Source organism: Chitinispirillales bacterium ANBcel5 (assembly GCA_029688955.1).
Lineage (GTDB): Bacteria > Fibrobacterota > Chitinivibrionia > Chitinivibrionales > Chitinispirillaceae > Cellulosispirillum > Cellulosispirillum alkaliphilum.
In genome coordinates this window covers 1-1,411 of sequence record JARUKZ010000105.1, presented here as the reverse complement: position 1 = coordinate 1,411, position 1,411 = coordinate 1, and the positions used below count along the sequence as shown (strand labels likewise).

The window sequence follows — 1,411 nt, the reverse complement described above, 5'->3', positions numbered from 1 at the left end:
AAAAATGTTTCGCTCATTTTCATCATGGAGTTATGTCTTTCATTGTTGTATCAAACTCCTCATTATCCATATAGCTTCAATAAATATAAAGCAACAATAACAACCATAAGAAGTTCCAAAAAAACCTCGTCAACACATAACATCTTCTCCTAATACATTTGAAGCAAGATTACACTTTGTATAAATATCAGGTCAGGCACAGCGCATGCCTGACCCACATTTGGGAGTTATGTTTACCAGCCCCTGCAAGGCCCTGCAGATAATATATATCCAAGCAGTTTTACTTCCATTCAAATACTAGATTCACCTATCAGTAACTCCCAACTTAGCCCCATAAAGGTACTGCTGAGAGGTGGTTCTACCATAACCAACTACCCGGATAAGATAGGTTCCAATCGAAACTCTCGCACCACGGGCATTTGATAGATTCCAGACAATTGTTTCACTGTTGCCAAATGGATCTGTCTTAACAGTTTCAGCATACAAGCGGTTCCCAAGTGCATCGTAAATCATTATCTGGAGTTCACTTGCTTCTGGTGTTCTCACATTGAATTCTGCACGTGAATAATTACGAGAAACCGGATTGTTAAAAATGGTTATTCCATACTGTCCTTTTTCGTTCTGATTAAGTATTGATCTGTCATTACTGACCGATACAGATTGTTCTATTCTTAGAACTCCTCTTTGGTAACGAATGTTATAGTTTGGGGCAACAGCACCAGAAGGAATGATTTCGTAATCACCGGGTTTTTCACCCTGAACACGGTTGATTTCGAGATCTGTAACTACACCCACTCCATCTCCCGGCACAAATCCAGAATAACTGACTGTAAAATCAGGATCCGGTTCATTTTCCATCTTAGTGGTGTCATTTGCTGTAATGATTAGTTTGGCAGGGGTTACCCGGGCAGTAATACCTAAAGGTTGCTCAAAATAGTAGTTGTCTGAATCGATCCCTGATAAAACCATATCGGTTCTCACGGTAATGCTATTCCCAACCCCTGATTGGGAAAGTGTACCGTGTGTATGGTTATCAAGGTAAACCTCGTCACCATCAATTACACCAGTAAGATCAGAGGTAATAATCTCAATTTCAGACGTACCATCGTAAACCTTGTCCTTCACCGAAACACCACTTATTTCAACCGGTCTTGGAGTAATAGAAGCTGTAAGCTCTATTGGTAAGATGAGGTTATAGTTTGATGCACAATCACCTGTTAATTCATATCCAAAGATAGTAACGGGTATATTATCTCCTGCAGCTTTAGTTTCAAAAGATGCTACAGGGCTTCCATTAAGGTGCACATCATCACCTGATATAACATCTACAAGCTCTGCTGTGCCAGAGATATACGCATCCTCATCTCCATCGTAGACTTTATCCTCCACCGAAATACCACTTATTTCAATC

At 40.1% G+C, this 1,411-nt stretch carries 1 protein-coding gene; it reads right to left on the bottom strand.

Annotated elements, in window-relative coordinates; all coding sequences use genetic code 11:
• Positions 1-303 precede the first annotated feature (303 nt).
• On the bottom strand, positions 304-1,411 hold a 1,108-nt coding region (locus QA601_18900), incomplete at its 5' end, for a YDG domain-containing protein (GenBank protein ID MDG5817170.1).